This is a genomic window from Flavobacterium anseongense, from assembly GCF_021608185.1.
Classification (GTDB): domain Bacteria; phylum Bacteroidota; class Bacteroidia; order Flavobacteriales; family Flavobacteriaceae; genus Flavobacterium; species Flavobacterium anseongense.
Map to the genome: position 1 here is coordinate 417,088 of NZ_JAKIHN010000002.1, position 21,967 is coordinate 439,054.

Sequence of the window (21,967 nt, forward strand, 5' to 3'; positions counted from 1 at the left end):
TCTCTAGTCTTTTATAAACTTAGTGCTTGCACTGCCTTTATCAGAATTGATTTTTATGAAATAGGTTCCTGTCACTAAATCGGAAACATCAATACCGGCATCTTTCACTTCCGGGAGAACCAAAACCAATTGTCCTAAAGTATTGTAAATGTTTACAGAAGAAATTTGAATATCATTTTTAGTTTGAATATTCAAGATATCTCTCGCCGGATTCGGATACAAACTCACATAATCCGAAAATTCAAAATCCTGATTCCCCAACGCCTGAATCGTCGATGTAAACGTATTTGTAATTATTGGCGCATTGTAATCAAAATAAATACTGGCGGTGTTGCTAAATGTACTACCAACTGACAGAGTTGGACTAGGTCTGGTTCTTATTTTAAAAGCAACATAACCATCATTGTTAGCATCGTCAAAAGGCAGGTTAATATTCTCAAAAATAAACTCTACTTTATTAGGCGACGAAAATTTGGTTACCACTGGATGACTTGATGATATTGGCAACAAAGTAGTTGCTGTAAATTTATTGGTATCAATAATATCTTTAATTACTACGTTTTCTGCAGGATAGTTTCCAGTGTTTTCAAAACGAATCAAATAGTGAACATATTCACCAATGACACTTGTAGTTACAAGCGCTCCTTCCGCACAAGCTTTATCATTCGGATCTAAAGAACCTACAACAGTTTGCTTGATAGGATTGGTATTGTCCCAATAAGTGTCATCTCCTGAAACCGGATTAATTACAGCAGTAAAACTCAACTCGTCACCGATATTAACAGGTGGCGTTTCTACAGGTGAATTAACATTAAAAGTTATAAGGATTTCTCTTGTTTCGAAAGGAAGCAAATTCGAATAATCCCACGCAAATAAATTTGTAGATTGGCTGCTATAAGAAGGAACAGAAGAAACATAATCCATCATATCATCCTGAAATGTCAAAGTAACGGTGCCTGTTTGTGGATGAGTTCCTTTATTTTTGTAAATAATTTTATAGTAGGCATCAAAACCCGGTCTGGCTACTATCATTGGCAATATGGTGACATCTACATCACGATGTGTTCCGTTTGGACGTATGCAGAAGTTCTGAACATTCGGATTCCCCGATCCTGGAAAGGTAACCGTAAAATTGGTTGGAGAAACCAAAAAATAAGATGGATTTTCTAAAGAAGGAGTTACAGTGTAAGTTCCAGCCGGAACATCAAAAACATAGTTTCCGGAAGCATTGGTTATCACACTTCCTACTGCCGATCCGCTGATTGCCATTCTTAATCCCTGATAAGCTGCATCGCTTCCGCCACAACCGTTGTTGTCACCATCATAGGTGCTTGTTCCCTGTGTGGTATAATAGTTTCCTCCTGGAATAAAGCTACAATAAGAGTTTACAGTACAGCTAGTATTACCATAAGTTGTTGCCAGATTTTGTAACGTTGTTAACTGACTTTCATCGGCGCAGATATAGGTAACATTTGGAGAATTACTAAAATCAAAGGCATAGCTTTCATTGCTTCCGTTTTTAGCAAATATTGATGTCAGTTGTGGACAATGGGTTACATAAATATAAGCTAGCATTGACAAACTGCTTACATCAAGCGTAATAAGTTGAGTATAGTCACAAGCTAATTGTGTAATACGTGGGCATCCGCTTATATTTAAAGAAGTTAGCGGATTAAAACTAAAGTTCATAATATGAGCCCTGGGCAAATCAACCAAATCCATGCTGGTAAATTGATTCTGGTAGGCATATATAGTCATTAATTCGACACAACCGTTTAAATTTAGTGACGTCAGCTGGTTATTTGTGCAAGTCAGTTCCACCAAATGACTAAGACCACTTACATTCAAAGAAGTAAGCATATTATTGGCACAATTTAAACCTATAAGATTTGTAAAAGATTGAATTCCTTCCAAATTACCAATAGATGTAGCTCCCAAACCATTATCAATATCAAGATAACCAACCTGAAGTGCTTCAGAAACCTGAATTTCGCCATCATTATTGGCATCAACCGAAAAAGCATTGTTGGTAAGGTCGAAAGCACATATGTTACCACTGCTATTTGATGTCACCAATAACTGCTTAAAAACAGGATCGGGAATGCTAACTGTTTGTGCTTTTAAACCGATAACAATAAAAATAAAACACAGGGAAAAGTATAATTTTTTCATAACATAGCAATTTGATTATCAAATATATTAATTTATTTCCATAAAAAAAGCCCTTCAAAATTTGAAAGGCTTTATATTTTAGTGACTCACATTCGCAACATCATTCGGGTTGTGCTTGTGTTTAAACAAAACAGCAAAAGCAATAGCAATTACTAAAGCATATCCGGCAAACGAAAGCCAGATGCTATGCCAATCTCTAACGCCATCTTGAGTAAAGAATTTATCAATTACAATTCCGCTTAGCAAACCTCCAAAGAAAGCACCAAAGCCGTTTGACATCATCATAAACAAACCTTGAGCTGAAGAACGAATTTTTGAATCGGTAGTAGTTTCAACAAATAATGAACCTGAAATATTAAAGAAATCAAACGCCATTCCGTAAACGATACACGACATAATAATCATCCATAAACCATCAGCCGGATCACCATAAGCAAATAATCCAAAACGTAAAACCCAAGCTAACATCGAGATTAACATTACTTGTTTGATTCCGAATCGCTTTAAAAAGAACGGAATTGCTAAGATAAATAAGGTTTCAGATACTTGAGAAATCGACATGATTAATGTTGATTTTTGTACAATAATACTATTGGCATATTCGGGATTATTTCCAAATTCAGACAAGAAAACATCACCATACATATTGGTTAATTGCAATGCGCCACCCAAAAACATTGAGAACAAAAAGAACAACGCCATTTTGTAGGTTCCAAATAGTTTAAACGCATCTAAACCTAATTTTTGTGCGGTCGTAGCATTTTCAGCAATCAATTTTTGTGGTGGACATTTTGGCAACGTAAATGAATAAATTCCCAAGATAACAGCAGAAACAGCAGAAATATAAAACATATTCGCAGACGCTTTATTTCCGGATAAATTGGTTAACCACATAGCAGCGATAAAACCAATGGTTCCCCAAACCCTTATTGGTGGAAACACTTTTATCACGTCAAAATTGTTGTTTTTCAGAATGTTGTAAGCCACCGAATTGGATAACGAAATGGTTGGCATATAACAAAGCATCGCCGCGAAAATTACCCAATAAAAAGTAGTCGGATCTTCCACTAGTGGAATATAGCAAAGTGCCAAACCTCCTAAAATATGAAGAATACCATAAAGCTTTTCTGCGTTTATCCATTTATCGGCAATAATACCTGTGATTGCAGGCATGATTATAGAAGAAATTCCAAGTGTGGAAAAAATGGCTCCAAATTCGGCACCACTCCATTGTTTTGTGGCAAACCAATAATTACCAACGGTTATCAGCCACGCTCCCCAAACAAAGAATTGGAGAAAACTCATTAATGTTAATCTCAATTTTATACTCATAAATAATAGTTTTGGTTTTAGTTAAATAACAACCCGTAAATCTACTATTTAAATCGAGATAAACAAATATTTACAACGATTTCGTCACATCTTCCACCATTTCCAAAACGGCGTTAAATTGTTCTTCACGGGTAAGATAAGAATTATCAATTTCTATAGCGTCATCAGCTTTTACCAAAGGAGAATCTTCACGATGTGTATCAATATAATCGCGCTGTTCCACATTTTTTAAGACTTCATCAAAAGAAACTGTTTGTCCTTTTTGCTGTAACTCTTCGAAACGTCTTTGCGCACGCGTTTCTGAACTCGCTGTCATAAAAACTTTGAGTTCAGCTTTCGGAAAAACTACGGTACCAATATCCCGACCATCCATGACTATGCCTTTTCCTTTTCCCATTTCCTGTTGTTGCTCAACCAATTTGGCGCGCACTTCAGAAACTTCGGCCACTAAACTCACAAAATTGGAAACTTCAAGGGTTCTGATTTCCTTTTCCACATTGACATCATTCAGATACATTTCGGCAAAACCCAATTCAGGATTAAATTCAAAATGCAATTTTATAGAAGGCAGGCTATTAATTAAAGTTTCTTTATCAAAAAAATCAGTAGTGATATAACCATTTTTCATTGCGAAAAAAGTCACCGCGCGATACATAGCGCCGGTGTCAACATATACATAGCCTAAATGTTTAGCTAATTGTTTGGCTAATGTACTTTTTCCTGTGGACGAAAATCCATCTATGGCAATTGTAATTTTTTTACTCACAATTTTAAAATTATTTTTTGGCGTTCGTAAACCTTCAGTTTAACAAGTTAATAGCTGTCATTTGCAAAATCAATGGTCAAGCCGAAAAGACTTGTATTGGCCGCTAATGTATATCTTGAATAGGAATAATTGAATTTTATGTTGCCCATTTTTAATCCCAAACCGATTGAAAGTCCGGAAAAATTTCGCTGCTCCAAGATACGCAATTCTTCGGCTCTTCTAAAGTTATAACCGAGTCTTAAGTTAAAACCTTTATCAGGAAACAATTCGGCACCAACAATTACGTGACGTAAAGCGTTTCCAAAAACAGAAACTTTTTCAGGTGTTGAGCCACCATCTAAAGAACCCTGTGCCCTATTCGGATTGGAAAATGCCAATTGCCATTGCTGCATATTTTCTAATGTCAAATGCCAACGAATCGGCACATTTTCCATCAGTTGTGAAACACCAATCAGCACTTCTAAAGGTAATTTTTCGCGCGTATCTGCATAAGTTGTAATTTGTGTTCCAACATTCCTAATAGAAATTGCCCAGTTTACATCGTTGCGAGTGTCAATAAACAAAGCACCAATATCGACAGCAGCGCCAAAGGAATTGTAGCTTTCTAAAGTAGATGAAATCAATTTGGCATTGGCTCCAACATAAAAATCAGAGCCCGGAATATTATAAGCATAACCAAAAGTCAGTGCCATTTCGCTTCCTGTAAAACTCGATGTCTGCTGACCATTTTCATCATAACCATCAAATTTTCCGTAATTCACATAATTGACACCGCCAAAAAAGGTTTGAACATGTCGGTCATAAGTGTAAGCATAAGAAGCTGTACCATAAGTTACTTCGCCAAATAAACTTCCGTAATTTAAGGACAATTTATTATCCATTTCAGCATTAATGTTTGCCGGATTAAAATGGCCCTGATTGACATCGTTATCGTAAAAGGTAATTACTTTTCCGCCTAAAGCCGCTTGCCTGGGTGAAGTCACTAAATTCAGAAATTGGTAAATTGACTTTCCTCCAATTTGACCAAAACTGACCAAATTAGCGAGACAAAATCCAATACAAATTGCTTTTTTTAACATCAAAAATGACTTATGCTATATACTATAACGGAAATGCGAAGATATTATTTTATATGGTATGAAAAAAAGATAAAAGAAAAAGGCATAAGCGTTATTTTACTTATGCCTTTGCTTACTATTCTAAAAAAATAGTTTACAATTTTTTAGCGTTTTTTACCTTCTGATTTGTTAAGGCTACATCTATAACTTCGCTCATTTCTTTTACATAATGAAAAGTCAAGCCTTCGATGTATTCTGCTTTAATTTCGTCGATATCACTTTTATTTTCATGACACAAAATAATTTCCTTGATGTTCGCTCTTTTGGCAGCCAGAATTTTTTCTTTAATTCCGCCAACTGGCAACACTTTTCCGCGTAAGGTAATTTCACCTGTCATGGCTAAATTTTTCTTTACTTTTCGTTGTGTCAGAAGTGACACTAAAGAAGTCAACATTGCAATTCCGGCGCTTGGTCCGTCTTTTGGTGTTGCGCCTTCCGGAACGTGTAAGTGAATGTTATATTTGGAAATCATTTCAGCATCTAAGCCAAAAATTTCGGTGTTCGCTTTTATGTATTCTAAAGCAATCGTTGCCGATTCTTTCATAACAGTTCCTAAATTTCCGGTCAAAGTTAAAGTTCCTTTTCCGGCCGAAATCAATGATTCTATAAATAAAATATCGCCACCAACTGATGTCCATGCTAAACCTGTAACAACTCCGGCTACATCATTGCTTTCCGATTTATCGCGTTCTAATTTTGGTGCACCCAAAATTTTTACGATATCTTCATCGGTAACTTTAGTGTTGTATTCTTCTTCCATCGCTACCGATTTAGCAGCGTTTCGGATAACTTGCGCTAACTTTTGTTCCAGACTTCTAACTCCTGATTCACGGGTATAACCTTCGACAATTTTTTCTAATTGTTTTTTACCGATTGTTAAATCTTTTGGTTTCAAACCATGTTCTTTCAATTGTTTCGGAAACAAATGCTGACGTGCAATTTCAACTTTTTCTTCGGTAGTATAACCGGTCATTTTAATGACTTCCATTCTGTCTTTTAATGCCGGTTGAATGGTTGCCATATTATTGGAAGTTGCAATAAACATAACTTTGGATAAATCATAACCCATTTCTAAAAAGTTATCGTAGAAATCGCTGTTTTGTTCCGGATCTAATACTTCAAGCAAAGCTGATGATGGATCACCCTGATGTGAATTTGAAAGTTTATCAATTTCATCCAAAACAAAAACCGGATTGGAAGTTCCAGCTTTTTTCAAGCTTTGAATAATTCTACCAGGCATTGCGCCGATATAGGTTTTTCGGTGTCCCCGAATTTCAGCTTCGTCACGTAAACCGCCAAGTGAAATACGAACATATTCTCTACCTAATGCTTCTGCGATTGATTTTCCGATTGAAGTTTTTCCAACTCCCGGAGGACCTGTTAAACAGATAATTGGCGACTTCATATCGTTTCGCAATTTCAAAACTGCCAAATGTTCTATGATTCTTTTCTTGACATCTTCTAAGCCAAAATGATCACGGTCAATAATTTTTTGTGCGCGTTTCAAATCAAAATTATCTTTGGAATAATGATTCCAAGGCAATTCTAAAAACAACTCTAAGTAATTTCTTTGTATGCCAAAATCGGGAGCTTGTGGATTCATGCGTTGCATTTTGGAAATTTCTTTCTCAAAATGTTTTGCTGTTTTTTCGTCCCAGCTTTTGGTTTTGGCTTTCATGCGCATTTCTTCAATTTCCTGTTCATTTGAAACGCCACCCAATTCTTCCTGAATGGTTTTCATTTGTTGGTGCAGGAAATATTCACGTTGCTGTTGGTCTAAATCGAAACGAACTTTAGATTGAATATCATTTTTCAATTCCAGTTTTTGCAACTCAACATTCATATAACGCAAAGTTTCTAAAGCTCTTTCTTTTAAAGCGTTAGTCATCAATAAATCTTGCTTTTCTTTAACCGTAAGGTTCATATTAGAAGAAACAAAATTGACTAAGAAAGACTGACTTTCTATATTCTTTATAGCAAAAGTAGCTTCGGTCGGAATGTTTGGACTTTCCTTTATGATTTCGATAGCCAACTCTCTGGTAGAATCGATTATCGCCTGAAATTCGGTATCGTGCTTTCCCGGACGCTTTTCTTCCACTTCTTTTATCGTAGCTTTCAGATACGGTTTTTCAGTAGTAACGGCATCAATAGCAAAACGTTTTTTTCCTTGAAGAATCACGGTAATATTTCCGTCAGGCATTTTCAAAACACGAAGAATTTGGGCTACAGTTCCAACGGTATAAATATCATTCTTAGTTGGATCTTCGTCTTCTTCATTTTTTTGGGCAACAACACCAATGATTTTGTTTCCGGCATTGGCATCGTTTATAAGTTTGATAGATTTATCTCTTCCTGCTGAAATCGGAATTACAACGCCCGGAAAAAGAACGGTATTACGCAAAGGTAAAATTGGTAAAGAATTGGGTAATTCTTCGTTATTCATTTCTTCTTCGTCTTCGGGAGTTAAAAGCGGAATTAAATCGGTTTCGGTATCGAATTCCTGCAGTGACAAATTGTCAAATGATATGATATTACGGTTTGACATGGTGTGTGTTTAAGTCAAAATGACATTAGAAATTATTCAATGCTAAACAAATGTAGGACATCTTTTCAATTTGATAAATTAAAATCGATGTATTACAGTTGAATTTGGCTAAAATCGATATATAGACTACTATTATCGATTAGTGCAGTATTTAGTCAAGTATTATGCCACAAAAAAACTGTCTCATCATAAGGACGAGACAGTTTTTTTATTTGTGAATATATTATTTAGTTTAGAATATAAGATTCTAATTCACTTGTTGTCGTTTCTGAGCCTACATCATCTGTAGAAACAGTAACAGATTTTATTGGGCCGATATTTTTAGAGAACCAATATTCAGTTACTACATTGTTTGCGGGCGCACCCATAACAGTAACAACTTGAGTTATTTTCGACTTGATTACATTAGTATAGCTTACACCATTTACTGTGACAGTTGCGTCTCTCTCAAGAATTTGTCCCGTATAACTTGTAGCCTGAGTTGTGGATGGCAAGCCTGTAAAAGTTGCTGTTTGTGTAAAACTACCCGACCAGGTTTGACCTGCGTTTAGGTAATCTTTAAGTAGTAGCATTTGGTATCCTGTCAGATTTCCAGTGATTCCTAATCCGGTATCGAAAGTAAAGTCTTCAATTTTAAGATAGTAGTCTCCGGAATTTTTTCTCAATCGAGCTACCACTCCAGCCGAAGTTCCACCACTTGAAGCTCCAAATAATTGATCGAACGTATAATAAGTATTACCGCCAATGCTATTAATAGAAATCATTTTCATAGGTTCCTGAACCACACCATTATTCTTAAACACCCATTGATTGTTTAAAGCAGTTGGCCAATAGTCACCGGTTGAAGTTCCTCCTCCACCGCCTCCGGTACCACCTCCGCCAGTACCACCGCCACCATCTGTGCTACCGTCATCTAAAACAATACTCGAATCAATAGGTTCAACTTCACAAGCTGTGAATGTAAAGGAAATGACAAGCAGAAAAAGACCTGCGATAATTTTTATTTTGTTCATGATTAAAGTAAATTTTTCCAAATATAATTTTTTTTGGATTTATGACAACACTTTTTTTGGAATTCTAAACAACAATAACATTCCGGCTAAGAAAAATACGCCCAAAAATACGATTGCAAATCTTGGACTTCCCGTAATTTGGTCTATTAATCCATAAACTATCATTCCGATAACAATTCCTATTTTTTCGGAAACATCGTAAAAACTAAAAAAGGAAGTGGTATCTTCGGTTTTAGGAATAAACTTAGAATAGGTCGATCTTCCCAATGCCTGAATTCCACCCATAACTAATCCAACCAAACTTGCCATAATGTAAAAATGCATTGGAGTAGTTATGAAATAAGCAAAGCCACACAATAAAAGCCAAAAAGCATTTAGGGCAATCAGCACATTAACATTCCCAAATTTTGCAGAAGCTTTTGATGTTAAAATTGCTCCGAGGATGGCGATTAGCTGTATTAAAAGAATACAGGTTATCAATCCGACTTGGCTTTCTTCCGGACTACTCCATTGAATTTCCTGTGCTCCAAAATATGTTGCGATTAGCATCACGGTTTGCACTGCCATGCTAAAAACGAAGAAACTCAACAGGTATCTTTTTAGCGGAATATCAGATTGCAGCATTCCCCACACTTTTTTCAATTCTCTAAATCCTTTAAATATAATAGAGAAAGTAACGTCTTTATTATTGGAATTTCCTTTTGGCAGATAAAAATAAGTGTATTTACTAAAGACAATCCACCAAATGCCTACTGTCATAAACGAATAGCGCATTGCTTTCATTGAAGCTTCTCCGGGTGTTCCTGAAATATTAAAAAGTGTCGGTTTCATTATCATTGCCAAATTGACAATCAATAATAAAACGCTGCCAATATAACCTAATGAATAGCCTTTTGCGCTTATTTTATCCTGCTGTTCAGGGAAAGCAATATCGGGTAAGTAGGAATTATAAAAAACCAGACTTCCCCAAAAACCAATCAGACCAAAAAAGTAAAATGTTAGTCCAAGACCAATATTATTTAAATCAAAAAAGTATAAACCAATACAGGACAAAGCGCCAATATAGTTGAAAATGCGCATGAAAATCTTTTTGTTTCCCATATAATCGGCAATACCGGAAAGTAATGGTGAAAAAAGCGCAACACAAAGAAAGGCAGCTGCTGTCACAAAGCTAATCAATGCCGAATTTTTAAAACTGTATCCAAAAAGAGTAACATAAGGATTGTCTTTGTCAAACAAAGCGTTATAGAAAATTGGAAAAACTGCCGAAGCAATTACCAAACTATAAACCGAATTTGCCCAATCATAAAAAGCCCAGGCGTTGAGTAATTTTGGATGACCTTTTGGAAGTATTGGCATAAAATGTTTTTAAATAAAAAATCCCGTCTCGCTTGTGGGACGAGACGGAATTCAAATATACTCTTTTTTTGGAATAGATATGTTATTTAAACGTTACGCCAAACTTCAATGCTTCGGCTTTTGCTATGGGAACCAGTTTTTTAAGATTGGCAATCCTTGTTTCGTCAGATGGATGCGTACTCATAAATTCCGGTGGTTTGTTTCCTCCTGAAGCTGTTGCCATTCTTGACCAGAAAACCACAGCTTGTTCCGGATTATATCCTGCAATGGCCATTAAGGTTAAACCAATTTGATCGGCTTCTGTTTCGTGGCTTCTGCTAAATGGTAACATTCCACCAATTTGTGTTGTTGCTCCGTACGCCGTCATTGCGATTTGTTGCGTTTCGGCACTTTTAGTGCCTGTAGCAGCCGCAACACCAACGGCTCCAAGTTGTTGGAGCATTCCAGCGCTCATTCTTTGTTGACCATGATTCGCCAAAGCGTGTGAAACTTCATGTCCCAAAACAGTTGCCAAACCAGCATCATCTTTTGTGATAGGAAGAATTCCTGAATACACGACAATTTTTCCACCAGGCATACACCAGGCATTTACTTCTTTGTTTTCAACTAAGTTATATTCCCATTGATAATCTTTCAGATAGCCTTGATACCCATTTGCATTCAGCCATTTCTCTGCTGCGTTTTTTATTTTTGTGCCAACGGTTACCACTTTATTGGCATCGGCAGTTCCTTTGATAACCTTATTTTCTTTTAAGAATGTTCCATATTGAGCAAATGCCGAAGGCAAAATTTCGCTATTCGGAACTAAAGCAAGTGTTTGTTTTCCAGTAAACGGATTTTTGGCACAGGATACTATAAGTGCTATCACCAAGACACCACAAAGTAAAATTCTATTTTTACTCATGCGTGAATTTTTGTTTTTTTGGAATTCGTGACCCGAGCCTGAAAGGCGAACTGATGCAATAATCTTCGATTTCATAATGTTTCTATTTATTGAGTAACAAATTTATGAATTATTTATGCGCCGATGATATGTAATTCTGTGAAATCTTTATATAATATCAATGTGTTTTCTCCGTTTAACTTTAGAGAATCCAAAGAAATTTTCTCGTTATCAACTTCTACTTTCTTAACTTTAAAAGGCAATGCTTTTAGATTAATCTTAAAGTTTGAATAACCCGTTTCGAATGTTCCTTCTTTATGTTGCTGAATGATAAGTTCTTTCTCTTTTCCGTTTAAAGTGAATGTTCTTAACGAAAAACGTCCTTTGTTATAATCGTAACCATCCTGAGCATCTTCGTAAACGGTTGATTTTTCTTTTCCTAATTTATAATACACATCTAATGCTAATTCATCAAATTGCAATTCACCCACATATTGCTGTACAGGATATTTCGGAATGATTGCTCCTTCTTTGATAAAAATCGGAATCTGATCAAAATCGGTTTTTATCCAAAGTTCTTTTTTGCCTTCGATCAATTCGTTTGTCCAGTAGTTGTACCAATTCCCTTTCGGGATATACATTCTTCTTCCTTGCGCATTTGGCTCTAATATCGGGCAAACCAAAATCTGATTACCAAAAATAAATTCGTCTGTTCTGTAATGTGTATGGAAATCGTCCTGGTCAAAATACACTAACGGCTTTAACATTGGCGTTCCTTCGTTTACATACTGCCAGAACATAGTGTATAGATAAGGGAGCAATTGATAACGCAATTCGACAAACTTTCGGGTGATATCTATTACCTCTTCTCCAAATGACCAAGGTTCCTGTTCGCCGTGATCGCCCGATGAATGTGTTCGGCAGAAAGGATGAAAAACACCTAACTGTATCCAACGAGCATACAATTCGCCAGAAGGTTGCTCTGCAAATCCACCAATATCAGAACCTGTGAAACCCATTCCGGAAATCGACATTCTTTGCATTTGAATATTGGCAATCCACAAATGTTCCCAACTTGCGACGTTATCGCCTGTCCATGATGAAGTATAACGTTGTGCCCCTGAATAAGCAGAACGTGTGATGATAAATGGTCTTTTTGGATAGGCAAATCGCTTCACCCCTTCATAAGTTGCTCTTGCCATTTGCGTTCCGTAGATGTTATGTGCTTTTCGGTGACTACACGGATTTCCATCATAATCATGACGTACATCATACGGAAAAGTTTTTCCGGGAACGTCCATAACTGCTGGTTCGTTCATATCATTCCAAACCCCTTTTACTCCTATTTCCGAAATTAATTCTTTGAATAATCCTGCCCACCATTCACGCACTTCGGGATTTGTATAATCGGGGAAATTACATTCGCCCGGCCAAACTTTTCCTTTCATAAACGGTCCATCGGCACGTTTGCAGAAATAGCTTTTAGCCAAAGCTTCCTGATACACCCAATAATCTTTATCTATTTTGATTCCCGGATCGATGATAACAACAGTTTTGAAACCATCTTTGGCTAATTCGGCTACCATTCTTTTTGGTTCGGGAAAATATTCTTTACTCCACGTAAAGCAACGGAAACCTTCCATATAATCAATGTCTAAATAAATAGCATCGCATGGAATTTTTAGTTCTCTAAATCTGTTGGTAACTTCTTTGACTTTGCTTTCAGGATAATAGCTCCATTTGCATTGATGGTAACCCAATGTCCACATTGGTGGCAATTCGGGTTTTCCTGTTAGATGTGTATAAGTTGTAACGACATCACTCATTTTCGGGCCATAGACAAAGTAGTAATTCATTTCACCACCTTCTGCCCAAAAACTGGTTACGTTTCGGCGTTCATGACAAAAATCAAAATAAGTTCTGAAGGTATTGTCAAAGAAAACACCGTAAGCTTTGTTATGATGCAATCCTATGTAAAAAGGAACAACTTTGTATAACGGTTCCTGGTCTTTATGAAAAGCGTATTGGTCTGTTGCCCAGTTTTCTACACGTTTTCCTTTCAGGTTTAAGTGTGTTGGCTTGTCACCCATTCCGTAGAAACTTTCTCCGTCTTTCGACATTTTACTCATCTTTACGATGTTGCCACCGTATTCGTAATGTTCTTCCCAATGAAAACCGATTTCGTCTTCCAAGATTGTAAAGCCATCTATATCGTGAATTGATATTTTTAGGTTTTTCTTGTTGATTTTACAAAATACTTTGCTGGTTTTTATCAGATAAAAAGTATTCTCTTCAACAACTTCGAGTTGATTGTAACCGTGCGATTGTGTTTTATCGATTGCATACGAAAAGTCATTACTAAAATAACCTTTGGTAGTATAACGAAAACGGATTAAACTATCGCGAAGGATTGTAACTTTTAAAATTACGTTGTTGTCAGTATTGAAATAAATACTGTCAACATCCTGTTCGAAACTAATTATTTTGGAAGGGAATTGATCGCCTTTATGTTCAAGTTCTTGATTGGTAATCATAATGATTTTTTAAGTCGTGTTGCCAAATTTACAAAGATGAAATCTAAAACACAGCAACTTATTAGAGTAGTTTTTAACTATAACGTTTGCGATTGGTGATAAATAAAAGAGCCACGAATGCACGAATATTTTTTTTTGAAAATTTGATTCAATTTATTCGTGTATTCGTGTCAAATCACTATCTCCTTTAAGAAATCTTATAAACAGAAACTCCTAATGGTGGCAGCGTTATTTCGGCTGAATATTCTTTGTAGTTCCAAGGTGTTTTATCAATCTTGATTGGTTTGGTTGCAACAACGCCGCTTCCTCCGTATTCAGTACTGTCAGAGTTGAAAATTTGAGTTAGCTTTCCTTTTGTCGGAAGACCAATTCTGTAATTACTTCTAACAACCGGCGTGAAATTACAAACCACCACAAGATTTTCTTTTTCGTTATTTCCTTTACGGATGTAACTCAACACTGCGTTTTCAGCATCGGAATAATTTATCCATTCGAAACCATCTACGTGGAATTGTTTTTCATACAAAGCCGGATTGTTTTTGTACAACGCATTCAAATCGGTGATACATTTTTTGATACCATTGTGATAGCCAAATTGCAGTAGATGCCAGTCTAAACTTCCTTCGAAATTCCATTCTGAACTTTGCCCGAATTCAGCGCCCATAAACAATAAATTTGCTCCAGGATGCGTAAACATATAACCATACAACAAGCGTAAATTCGCAAAACGCTGCCATTCGTCTCCGGTCATTCTTCCTAAAATGGAATTTTTTCCATAAACTACTTCATCATGAGATAATGGTAACATAAAATTCTCGGTAAATGCATATGTCATTGAGAAAGTCAAATCATTTTGGTGATACCTTCTATAGACACTTTCTTTCTTAAAGTATTGTAAAGTGTCATGCATCCAACCCATCATCCATTTCATTCCGAAACCTAATCCGCCTATGAATGTTGGTCGCGAAACCATAGGGAAACTGGTACTTTCTTCGGCGATTGTTTGTGTGTCAGGAAAGTTCGAATATACCGCTTCGTTAAAATCTTTTAGGAAACTGATAGTGTCCAAATTTTCTCTACCACCGTAAATATTTGGTTCCCATTCGCCGTCATTTCTTGAATAATCTAAATACAACATCGAAGCAACTGCATCAACACGCAAGCCGTCAACATGGTATTGGCTTAACCAAAAAATTGCATTGCTGATTAAGAAAGAACGCACTTCGTTTCTTCCATAATTGAATACCAAACTTTTCCAATCCGGATGAAAACCTTTTCTTCTGTCTGGATGTTCGTAGAGATTTGAACCGTCAAAAAAACCTAGCCCGTGTGCATCTTCCGGGAAATGTGATGGAACCCAATCGAGGATTACTCCGATTCCGGCTTGGTGCAATTTATCTACTAAAACCATGAAATCCTGTGGTTTTCCGAAGCGTGATGTTGGCGCAAAATAGCCTACGAGTTGATAACCCCAGGATGGATCATAAGGATATTCCATTACCGGCATGAACTCAACATGAGTGAAGCCAGTTTCTTTAACGTAATCAACCAATAGGTCTGCTAATTCAAGATAGGTTAAAAACTTGCCTTCGCTGTTTCTTCGCCATGAACCCAAATGCACTTCATATACCGAAAAAGGTTTGTCTAAACCATTTTTGTCTTTTCGGTTTTCCATCCATTTTTTATCTTTCCACTTATAATCTAAATCCCAAATGATAGAGGCTGTTTGAGGTGGATGTTCACAGTATAAGGCAAAAGGATCTGCTTTTTCGGTGATGATTCCGTTGTTATTGGATTGGATTTTATATTTATAGGTTGTGCCTTTTTCGACACCGGGAATAAATCCTTCCCAAATTCCTGAACCATCCCAACGTACATTCAGTTGATGTTCACCCTGAATCCAATAATTGAAATCGCCAACTACAGAAACTGACCGTGCGGCCGGTGCCCAAACGGCAAAGTAAACGCCTTTTACGCCATTGACTTCTGTAAGATGTGCGCCTAATTTTTCATATAATTTAAAATGCTTTCCTGCTTTGAATAAATCGATATCAAAATCGGTGAAAAGCGAATGTACTTGTACTTGGTTCATTTTTGTTGTTTTTATTTGGCCTCACCCCCAACCCCTCTCCAAAGGAGAGGGGAGTCTGATGTGGATTTTTTTTTTGTTTCATTAAATGCACTTTAGCAATATAATTTTTATATCATCTTTATTATAATTCAAATCCTATCTAGCCCCGATTGCAGCAACTACCATGTAGTGCGTAAAGCGGGAATATGGTTTAGCAATTGCTCTGACCTTTCTCTCCTAATTTTTCACATCGTACTTCCCACTTCATAACTCCTACCTCCTAATAGCCCATTATACTTTGAATTCCCCTTAAAGGAATCACTGCCCAACGAGGTCTTGAATTCAGTTCGTAACCCAATTCGTAAACTGCTTTTTCTATCAGACAATATTTTAAAAGGAAATCTATTTCGTGGTTGTAACCAATATTTAAATTTCCGGCTTGTGCTTTCTCGACATAGGTTTCCAAAAAGCAGCCTACGAAGTAATTGAACAAAACTTCGGCGGCTTTAAATAACTGCTCCTGCTCAAATGGATATTTGTCTTTGTTGTTGAAAATCGTTGCGTAAATCGCATAATGAAACGAACGAAACAAACCGGCAACATCTTTTAATGGCGGCTGTTTTACTTTTCGGTCACGAATGGTGCTTTCGGGTTCGCCTTCGAAATCGAGTAAATAGAAATCATCTCCGTTGACCAGAATTTGTCCCAAATGATAATCGCCATGAATTCGGATGCGCTCTGACTTCATTTTAGTCCAATCGAAATCGACAAAATGTTTACGGACTAGTTTTTTGTTTTCCATAAACTGATGCGCTAAATCTAATGCTAATCCATCTAATTTGTGTAGACTGTTTTCGATAATATTCAATCGGTTCTGGAACTGATAGAGCATTCTGTTTTTGAGCCAAACCGTATAATCTCCGTTATAAGTTGTTGGAGTAAAAGCTGTGTCGTGAATGTCTCCACCGAGCGCGATGTGCATTTCGGCTGTGCGTTTTGCAAGTGTTTGCAGGCGAAGAAATAAACTCAATCCAACCCAATCAATAATTTCGGGTGGAATCTCATTAATCTTCACGCGTTTGAATAAAGGAATATCCGGTAGCTTATCTATTTTGATTTTTTTGGTTTTCAGGTTGCTGAACACACCATCGATTTCTTCGAGCATAAATTTCCATGCGTCGCCTTGATTCGGAACCAATTCCTGCATTAAACCCAGTGTAATATTTCCTTCTGATAAAGCTAAATTGATACTTCCTGTATAAGCCGGTGAACTTTTGAAATGCATTCTTTCGGTAAGGAATCGGCTGATTTCATAATCGGGATTCGTGCTTACATAAATGCGTCGGAAAATCTTTAGTACAAAAGCATCGTTGTAAATAATAGAAGTGTTGCTTTGCTCCAATCCCATAAATTTTGATGACTTGTATTCTTTGTCTTCAAACTTGGTTCCTTTGTGGAAAACCAGTTTTAATTCAGGATTATTTTTAGATTGAACAATATTATCAAACAGCAATTTTCTAAAATCTTCCTGATGTAGAGCATCGACCAAAAAACCCTGCTGATTGCCCATTTTTACGGGCGAAATGATAGTGCTTGTATCAAGCTCTTCTTCGGACATAAAAGCCAAGGGCATAAAGTAATGCTGGTAAAATGCTTCCTTGAAGTTTACTTCCAAAAGCACTCCGTAATAGCTATTCTTTTTGGATGTGATTTTGAAATGGTCAACCACTTCGATATACTTCAAAGTGCTGGCTTTCCCACCATACCAACGTTTGTTGATGATATAATTTTCTAAAATATCAGAAGAAAATACTTTGATGAATTCCTCGTCTTCAAACGCTGTTTTCCACTCTGTTTTAAAAACAAACGGTGTTGTAAAAGTATCTTGATTAGCATTTTCCATAACTAGTATTTTAAGTTAGGTCTATTTTAAAATCTTAAACAAATGAAAAGGCAGCGCTGGATTTAGCTCGACAAAATTCCATTCTTTGTCCCAAATGTAGCTGTTTCCGGTAATCAACTCGACTACTCGAATTGGTTGTCCGGGGTGAATTCCCAATGCCTGCAATGGCAATTGGACCCATGCTTGTTTGGCATAGTAGGGATCGATGCTGCAAATCATTAAAGTCTCATCCAATCTGTCATCATCATATTTGTAATACGCCAAAACCTGATCGTTATCGGTAGCACAAAACTGGATATTGTTTGTTTGTTGCAATGATGGTTGTTCGTGTCTGATTCTGTTCAATCTGGAAATAACGGTGATTAATTTGTTCTGAACTGTCCAATCCCAATTGTAGCATTCGTATTTTTCAGAGTTGTGGTATTCTTCTTTTCCTGGCATTGCTTCCGAAACCATATATTCATAAACCGGCCCGTAAATTCCGATGCTCGAACTCAATGTGGCTGCCAAAAAGTATTTGTGAAGGTAAACGCTTTCATGTCCGCTTTGCAAGGCATATGGCAAAATATCAGGTGTATTTGGCCAAAAGTTCGGGCGGAAAAATTCTTTTTGTTCTGTTTTGGTTAATTCCTCTACATATTCAATGAGTTCAGCTTTAGTATTTCTCCAAGTGTAATAAGTATACGATTGTGTGAAACCTTGTTTCGCCAGTTCGTGCATAATTTTTGGACGTGTAAAAGCTTCTGCCAAAAACAATACATCGGGATGCTTTTTCTTGATTTCAGAAATCAGCCAACCCCAAAAATAAAAAGGTTTGGTATGTGGATTATCAACTCTGAACACTTTAATATCACACTCTTCCACCCAGAATAAAGCTACATCTAACAGCTCTTTCCAAAGGTTTTTCCAGTCGCCACTTTCGAAATAAATTGGTTGAATATCCTGATATTTCTTTGGTGGGTTTTCAGCATATTGTACCGTTCCATCTGGTCTCCATTTGAACCATTGTGGAAAATCTTTTACATACGGATGATCGGGTGCAGCTTGTAATGCGTAATCCATTGCGACTTCAATTCCCAGTGCTTTTGCAGCTTTTACTAATGATTTAAAATCATCTATCGAACCTAATTCAGGGTGAGTTGCTTTGTGTCCGCCATGTTTGGAACCAATTCCCCAAGGTGAACCAACATCTCCTTTTTGAGCGTTAGTTGCATTGTTTTTTCCCTTTCTGTTTACTTCTCCAATTGGATGAATTGGGGGGAAATATAAAGTATCAAAACCCATAGCTGCAACTCTTGTTAACAGCTTCTCGCAATCTTTAAACGTTCCGTGCTTTCCTTTTTCTTGAGATGCGGAACGCGGGAAAAATTCATACCAAGTGCTGAACAATGCTTTCTTTCTATCAACATAAACCTTTAATTCTGCTGAAGCATTGGCTAAAGTCCGTGTTGGATAGTGTTTAAAAATATGATGTAATTCGGGAGATAAAGCAATCGCAATCGCTTTTTCATATTGTTTTGCGTCCTGAAATGCTTTGATAGCTGCTGTCAAATACGTTTTTTCAGCAGCAGAGACTTCTTTTAAAATCGCCTGGCAGTATTCAGCTCCTTCCAACAATTCCGATTTTACATGTTGGTTATCTTCTATTTTTCGCTGTGTTCCGTGTTGCCAGTTCAAGGCATAATCTACCCAACCCTCTACAAAATAAGAATAGAAACCTTGTTTTTCCACTTTAAATTCGGCACGCCATTCATCATTTCCGGTTTCGGTCATTCTGATTTCCTGCCACTTCTTGTCTTTTTCATGTTTAAATTTTACACTGCAGGCCACAACATCGTGACCATCAGAGAAAACATTAGCTGTAACTACAACTTTTTGACCTATAATTCGTTTGATAAAAAAAGCTCCACCATCAAGTTGTGGAGAAACATTTTCAATTATTATTCGGGTTTGGTTTTGCATTTTAATTGTAATTTTAGGAAGTTGTAATTTAGAGAAAAATATAATAAGTTATAAATTGTAGCATAATTTTATTAAAATGACAAAAAAAAGTGATATACCCAATCAATCATTGCAAATTCCGAAAGTAATTACGGGAACGGCTAAATTTTTACAAGCAATTTCTCCAAAATTAGCAACACTTTTTGCAGCAAAACTATTTACAACGCCAATAAAACATAAAATTCCAAAGCGGGAATTACACATGGAACAAAATAGTAAACAGCAAAAACTATGGATTCCTAAGATAAATAAAGAGATTAATGTGTATCACTACGGTGAAAGTAAAAATAAAATACTGCTGGTTCACGGTTGGTCGGGGAGAGGAACGCAATTGGTTAAAATCGCTGATGAGTTGCTTCAAAACGGATTTTCGATTATCAGTTTTGATGCTCCGGCTCACGGAAAATCAGGAAGCAAAACTACACTAATGCCCGAATTCATTTCTTCAATTTTAGAAATCGAAAAACAATTCGGACCATTTGAATTTGCTATTGGGCATTCACTCGGTGGCATGTCAATTTTGAATGCTATAAAAGAAGGATTGTCGGTTAAAAAAGCAGTGATTATTGGCAGTGGCGATCTTATTCAGGATATTTTGGATGATTTTGTTTCAAAACTGGAATTAAAACCAGAAACGGCTTCAATGATGAAAGCCCATTTTGAGAAAAAGCACGGAGTAGAAATGGAAAGTTATTCCGCAAGTTTTGCAGCCAAATCGGTAGAAATTCCTGTACTGATTATTCATGATGAACATGATGATGAAATTGCAGTTAAAGCAGCTCATAATATTCATCGCAATTTAAAGAAAGGTGAAATTCTTATTACCGAGAAATTGGGTCACCGAAAAATTTTAGGTGATAAAAAAGTAATCGAAACTATGCTTAACTTTATTTCAAATTAAAACTACCATGGATATTTTTAACGAAACACCAAACTGGGCAGAAATTCTAAAGCCATTAATAAAAAAATACAAAGGCAAAAAACATCCGTTAGATTATCAAAATACCTATCAACTTTTAGTAATGGTTATTTTGTCGGCGCAAGATTCAGACGCGAATATCAACAAAATTGCTCCCTCATTATTTGAGGTCTATCCCAACATGGAAAGTTTAGCAGTTTCCAATGTTGAAGCCTTAATACCGCACATCTCAAAGGTTAGAAACTTCGGGACAAAAGCAAGTTGGCTTATCGAAATTGCACAAACACTCAAAACCGATAATAACATTCCAACAACAATGGATGAATTGGTTGCTCTAAAAGGTATCGGAAGAAAATCAGCAAATGTCATCATGCGGGAAACGAATTCTCCCGCTGAAGGAATTATTGCCGACTTACATGTTATTCGTGTGGCGCCACGAATCGGGGTCATTTCGGAAGCCAGTGACGGAAATAAAGTCGAAAAGCTATTATTGAAGGCTTTACCTAAAGAAATTTGGGGTGAAATCGGTATGGCCATCTCTTTTTTAGGAAGAGAAACTTGTAGGCCAACCAACCCAAAATGCCCAGACTGTCCTATCCAAAATCATTGTCAATATCCTTTAAAAACTATTTAAATAATTATGGCGTGTCCCTTCGGGTCGGGCTGTCAGTTTTATCTTTTTACTGTTTAGCAAGTTTCGTTTACAGCAGATAATTATCTTAAACAGTAAAAAGGATGCCACTTCCATCCCTCACGCATCTTATAGTCATGAAAGAAATTCCGCTTTATTCATTAGTCATTTTTCCAACTCAAGAACAAATTGAATTGGTCAAATCCTATAAACAATTGCTAAAAAGTCACATTCCAAAAGGATATGGAAGTGCCAATGCAAAGGCACACATTACTATCATACAATTTAAAACTCATCTAGAATTCATGCTTTACATAAACCAAATCAGGGAATTTTGCAAATCAGTTAAGTCACAAAAAGTGATATTTAATTCTTGGGGGAAATTTGAATATGCTGGCGCATTTTTTATTTCTCCTGATGCAGTTTCTAAGGTTTATCTTGATTCTTTAATTGTAAGCATCAATGAGTATCTGGGGTTTAAAATTGATACTAAAAATGTCAATGCTCATATGAGCATTGGAAGAAAATTATATGGAAAGGATATGAAAATAGCTGAAGAGTTGTTTGGAAATATTCAAGTCAATCTAAAATTTAATTGTGATACTTTACAGGTGAGAAAGTTTAACAATCAGACAAAACAATATTCAGATATTATAGAAAAAATCAGCTTCGGTAAATAGTTAGCAAATCATTATAAAAAAAAAGAACCCTTCATCAATA

15 protein-coding genes are annotated in these 21,967 nt (G+C 36.4%); 3 read left to right on the plus strand and 12 right to left on the minus strand.

The genetic code is table 11. From position 1 onward, the window contains the following. Positions 1-3: 3 nt before the first annotated feature. From L1S35_RS04965 to L1S35_RS05020, 12 genes are all read right to left on the minus strand, one after another. Positions 4-2,172 carry a DUF7619 domain-containing protein gene (locus L1S35_RS04965; protein ID WP_236397244.1) on the minus strand — a complete coding sequence of 723 codons (2,169 nt, stop codon included), beginning with the start codon at positions 2,170-2,172 and terminating at the stop codon, positions 4-6. Between the two features lie 78 nt (positions 2,173-2,250). Further along, on the minus strand, positions 2,251-3,504 hold the full coding sequence (locus tag L1S35_RS04970) for a nucleoside permease (RefSeq protein WP_236397246.1): 1,254 nt from the start codon (positions 3,502-3,504) through the stop codon (positions 2,251-2,253). Between the two features lie 70 nt (positions 3,505-3,574). After that, positions 3,575-4,270 (minus strand): (d)CMP kinase, encoded by a 696-nt coding sequence (gene cmk / locus L1S35_RS04975; RefSeq protein ID WP_236397249.1) that lies wholly within the window; start codon positions 4,268-4,270, stop codon positions 3,575-3,577. A 47-nt stretch (positions 4,271-4,317) separates the two neighbouring features. Further along, positions 4,318-5,349, minus strand: a complete 1,032-nt coding sequence (gene porQ, locus L1S35_RS04980) for a type IX secretion system protein PorQ (RefSeq protein WP_236397252.1) — start codon at positions 5,347-5,349, stop codon at positions 4,318-4,320. A 133-nt stretch (positions 5,350-5,482) separates the two neighbouring features. Then, positions 5,483-7,933: an endopeptidase La gene (gene lon, locus L1S35_RS04985; protein WP_236397257.1), complete on the minus strand. Its 2,451-nt coding sequence runs from the start codon at positions 7,931-7,933 to the stop codon at positions 5,483-5,485. Positions 7,934-8,160: 227 nt separating this feature from the next. Beyond that, positions 8,161-8,946 carry a hypothetical protein gene (locus tag L1S35_RS04990; RefSeq protein WP_236397260.1) on the minus strand — a complete coding sequence of 262 codons (786 nt, stop codon included), beginning with the start codon at positions 8,944-8,946 and terminating at the stop codon, positions 8,161-8,163. A gap of 39 nt (positions 8,947-8,985) precedes the next feature. After that, on the minus strand, positions 8,986-10,305 hold the full coding sequence (locus tag L1S35_RS04995; RefSeq protein ID WP_236397263.1) for an MFS transporter: 1,320 nt from the start codon (positions 10,303-10,305) through the stop codon (positions 8,986-8,988). Positions 10,306-10,387: 82 nt separating this feature from the next. Further along, positions 10,388-11,209, minus strand: coding sequence for a M48 family metallopeptidase (locus L1S35_RS05000; RefSeq protein ID WP_236397304.1), 822 nt, complete (start codon positions 11,207-11,209; stop codon positions 10,388-10,390). A gap of 113 nt (positions 11,210-11,322) precedes the next feature. Beyond that, complete coding sequence (locus L1S35_RS05005) at positions 11,323-13,722, minus strand: glycoside hydrolase family 31 protein (protein ID WP_236397266.1); 2,400 nt, start codon at positions 13,720-13,722, stop codon at positions 11,323-11,325. 187 nt (positions 13,723-13,909) lie between these two features. After that, on the minus strand, positions 13,910-15,814 hold the full coding sequence (glgB, locus tag L1S35_RS05010; RefSeq protein ID WP_236397270.1) for a 1,4-alpha-glucan branching protein GlgB: 1,905 nt from the start codon (positions 15,812-15,814) through the stop codon (positions 13,910-13,912). A gap of 259 nt (positions 15,815-16,073) precedes the next feature. Next, positions 16,074-17,696: a maltokinase N-terminal cap-like domain-containing protein gene (locus L1S35_RS05015; protein ID WP_236397273.1), complete on the minus strand. Its 1,623-nt coding sequence runs from the start codon at positions 17,694-17,696 to the stop codon at positions 16,074-16,076. 21 nt (positions 17,697-17,717) lie between these two features. Further along, a complete protein-coding gene (locus L1S35_RS05020; protein ID WP_236397275.1) occupies positions 17,718-19,658 on the minus strand; it encodes an alpha-1,4-glucan--maltose-1-phosphate maltosyltransferase in 1,941 nt (646 codons plus the stop codon). A 76-nt stretch (positions 19,659-19,734) separates the two neighbouring features. Between L1S35_RS05020 and L1S35_RS05025 the strand changes: the two genes are divergently transcribed. From L1S35_RS05025 to L1S35_RS05035, 3 genes are all read left to right on the plus strand, one after another. After that, positions 19,735-20,598 (plus strand): alpha/beta hydrolase, encoded by an 864-nt coding sequence (locus L1S35_RS05025; RefSeq protein WP_236397279.1) that lies wholly within the window; start codon positions 19,735-19,737, stop codon positions 20,596-20,598. A 7-nt stretch (positions 20,599-20,605) separates the two neighbouring features. Then, positions 20,606-21,250 carry an endonuclease III domain-containing protein gene (locus L1S35_RS05030; protein ID WP_236397282.1) on the plus strand — a complete coding sequence of 215 codons (645 nt, stop codon included), beginning with the start codon at positions 20,606-20,608 and terminating at the stop codon, positions 21,248-21,250. Positions 21,251-21,384: 134 nt separating this feature from the next. Then, positions 21,385-21,927 (plus strand): 2'-5' RNA ligase family protein, encoded by a 543-nt coding sequence (locus L1S35_RS05035; protein WP_236397286.1) that lies wholly within the window; start codon positions 21,385-21,387, stop codon positions 21,925-21,927. The last annotated feature ends 40 nt before the right edge of the window (positions 21,928-21,967 follow it).

Coding starts and splice junctions, on each gene's coding strand:
- L1S35_RS04965 (WP_236397244.1), bottom strand. CDS start 2,172: ATGAAAAAATTATACTTTTCCCTGTGTTTTATTTTTATTGTTATCGGT.
- L1S35_RS04970 (WP_236397246.1), bottom strand. CDS start 3,504: ATGAGTATAAAATTGAGATTAACATTAATGAGTTTTCTCCAATTCTTT.
- porQ (WP_236397252.1), bottom strand. CDS start 5,349: ATGTTAAAAAAAGCAATTTGTATTGGATTTTGTCTCGCTAATTTGGTC.
- lon (WP_236397257.1), bottom strand. CDS start 7,933: ATGTCAAACCGTAATATCATATCATTTGACAATTTGTCACTGCAGGAA.
- L1S35_RS04990 (WP_236397260.1), bottom strand. CDS start 8,946: ATGAACAAAATAAAAATTATCGCAGGTCTTTTTCTGCTTGTCATTTCC.
- L1S35_RS04995 (WP_236397263.1), bottom strand. CDS start 10,305: ATGCCAATACTTCCAAAAGGTCATCCAAAATTACTCAACGCCTGGGCT.
- L1S35_RS05000 (WP_236397304.1), bottom strand. CDS start 11,209: ATGAGTAAAAATAGAATTTTACTTTGTGGTGTCTTGGTGATAGCACTT.
- L1S35_RS05005 (WP_236397266.1), bottom strand. CDS start 13,722: ATGATTACCAATCAAGAACTTGAACATAAAGGCGATCAATTCCCTTCC.
- glgB (WP_236397270.1), bottom strand. CDS start 15,814: ATGAACCAAGTACAAGTACATTCGCTTTTCACCGATTTTGATATCGAT.
- L1S35_RS05015 (WP_236397273.1), bottom strand. CDS start 17,696: ATGGAAAATGCTAATCAAGATACTTTTACAACACCGTTTGTTTTTAAA.
- L1S35_RS05020 (WP_236397275.1), bottom strand. CDS start 19,658: ATGCAAAACCAAACCCGAATAATAATTGAAAATGTTTCTCCACAACTT.
- L1S35_RS05025 (WP_236397279.1), top strand. CDS start 19,735: ATGACAAAAAAAAGTGATATACCCAATCAATCATTGCAAATTCCGAAA.
- L1S35_RS05030 (WP_236397282.1), top strand. CDS start 20,606: ATGGATATTTTTAACGAAACACCAAACTGGGCAGAAATTCTAAAGCCA.
- L1S35_RS05035 (WP_236397286.1), top strand. CDS start 21,385: ATGAAAGAAATTCCGCTTTATTCATTAGTCATTTTTCCAACTCAAGAA.